Below are 2521 nucleotides of genomic sequence, written 5' to 3'. Positions count from 1 at the left end.
GTGCTGGAACGGGCGCTGGCGAAGAACCGTGACGCGCGCTACCCGGACTGCCGAGCGCTCCAGGCGGATTTAGAGCGCTTCATCGTATCCGCTGGAGAGTCAGTGGGCGCGTACCAGGTTGCCCAATTCGTGGGGCAGAGCGTGCCCGGAGCGAGCATCATTGCACTCGGTGTGAATCCAGGGGAGGAGGCACCGCGTGCGCATGGCGCGCAGGGAATGAAGCCGGCACAGGAACCGAACCCCATGGAAGCGCCGGTCGATGCATCTGCGGAGTCCATCGTCCCCATGATGGCGAGTGCGCTGTCGATGCCAGCTGCGGAGCCGCAGGTGCCCCCCCCACCGCCCGTGGTTGGCATGCCAGACCGCTCCACGGTGAGGGAGCGCGCGGTGCAACCTCGTGCGAACCGGACGACCGTCAAGGAGCGCGTGGTGCCGCCTCCTCATCGTGGTTGGGAAGGAGATCTCGAAGCTGAGCCAGCGCGTGAACTGACGCTGTCGGGGAAGCGCGGAACGGGAACTTCGTGGGTACCTTCTTGGGCCAGCGCCCTCGCGCCATCACCGGCGATACCTGCTGGCCCTAAACCAGCGGCCCCAGAAGACACCCGTACAAGGCTGGACGCCGACGATGAGATACACACGCGCAGCGCCGAACTGACAGCGCCCGTGGACTCGAAGCGACGGGGGGGTCACATTGCGGTTGCAGTGGGTGCCGTACTGCTCGCTGCGGGAGGAGTCCTCCTGCTGTTCGCGATGGGGGCATCACCACATCCGCAGACGCCTCGCTCCGCCGAGACGGAGGCCCCAACAACCGCGGCGTCGCTCGCCGCCGTGGCCGTGGTGGTGCATCCAGCAGCGGGCGCGCAGCCTGTTGGGCGCGCCGAGACACCGAAGACAGCGGAGGTGCCGCAGACGCAGACTCAACCGGCACAGCCCACCCTGGAGGCAAACGCCCCAGCAGACGTGCATTCGAGTCCTCCTCCCGTCCAGCGACCCCGGCCGGCACGCCGCCCCGGAAACGTTCTGGCCAATGGCACACTGGAGATCCGCATCCGGCCCTTCGCTACCGTGCACCTCGACGGAAAGGAGCTCGGCCAGACGCCACTCGCGCCCATTGAGGTGCCTGCGGGCAGGCACACCATGCGCCTCGTCAACAAGAGACTGGAGAAGGACGTTACAAGGACCGTTGACGTGAACGCGGGCGAGCAGAATGTTTTCAAACTCAACCTGGAGGACGCAGAATAGGCACCCCGCCTGAGGAGAGGGGGGGGACGGCTTACGTCTTTGGGAGGTGGCAATGAGCGCGCGTTTCGTTACTTTGGCATTCGCCGTAGTGCTTGGTGGCTGCATCGACTTCGAGCGCGCGGAGCGGGAATTCTGCGCTCGCAATCCCGTGGGGTGCGGCGCCATAGCCGACGAGGGAAACACCCCCGATTCTGGAGTGAGTGGCGCGGATGGAGGAAGCGGGCCCGTGCCGACGTGGTATCGCGACGCCGATGGGGACGGCTACGGCGATGAGAAAAAGGCCATTCATTCTACTGAAGCACCGGATGGCTACATATTGGATGCCTCCGACTGCAACGACAACGACAGTGCGATTCATCCAGGGGCCACTGAAGTCTGCGACCAGTGGGACAACAACTGTGCCGCGGGCATTAACGAGGGGGTGGAAGCGACATGTACTTTGTTTGCGACTCGCACTCTACAGCTTGCTGCGACGTATTCTGGGGTGGCGACCCTTAGGGCAGACGGTCATGTATGGGCCTGGGGTTGGAACATAACAGGTCAGATCGGTGATGGGACAACCACGGACCGCCACACGCCGGTGCAGGTGTTAGGCCTGACTGGCGTCAAGGCCCTCGCCGCTGGCGCAAACCACACGCTTGCCGTGAAGCAGGACGGCACCGTATGGGTCTGGGGCAACAACAACTACGGCCAGCTCGGCGATGGGACGACTACGTCTCACGTTACCCCGGTGCTGGTGAAGGGTTTAACAGGAGTGAGAGCAATTGCCGGCGGTACGGCTTACAGTGTGGCGCAAACGTCGGATGGCACCATCTGGGGCTGGGGCCTCAACGAGTACGGCCAGCTCGGCGATGGGACGACAACGACCCGTCACACGCCAGTGCAATTACTGTTGCAGGTGCAGGGTGTTACTGCGTTGGCCGTAGGCGATGCGCATACACTTGCCCTGAGGTTGGACGGCACCGTCTGGGCCTGGGGCCGTAACAATTTTGGCCAGCTCGGGGATGGGACAACCGCGAGCCGCTCCACGCCGGTACGAGTGCAGGGCCTGACTGGCGTGACTGCCCTGGCCACGGGCAGCCACCATACCATCGCATTGATGTCGGACGGCACCGTCCGCGCCTGGGGCTACAACTCGTCCGGCCAACTGGGAGACGGAACGAATACGACGCGCACTACTCCAGTGCAGGTGCCGAGCCTGACGGGGGTTAAGGCGATTGCCAGCGGTTCGGCTCACAACCTAGTGCTGAAGTCGGACGGCACCGTCTGGGCCTGGGGC

Annotated in this window: 2 protein-coding genes; both read left to right on the top strand. The window is 64.5% G+C overall.

What is annotated here, in order from left to right:
• On the top strand, positions 1-1242 hold a 1242-nt coding region (locus D7V88_RS40575; protein ID WP_244238665.1), incomplete at its 5' end, for a PEGA domain-containing protein.
• Between the two features lie 52 nt (positions 1243-1294).
• Positions 1295-2521: RCC1 domain-containing protein (locus D7V88_RS40570; RefSeq protein ID WP_279636146.1), on the top strand; the 1227-nt coding region annotated here is incomplete at its 3' end.

The organism is Corallococcus terminator, from assembly GCF_003611635.1.
In the GTDB taxonomy this organism is placed as follows: domain Bacteria; phylum Myxococcota; class Myxococcia; order Myxococcales; family Myxococcaceae; genus Corallococcus; species Corallococcus terminator.
This window is presented reverse-complemented; position numbering and strand designations above follow the sequence as displayed.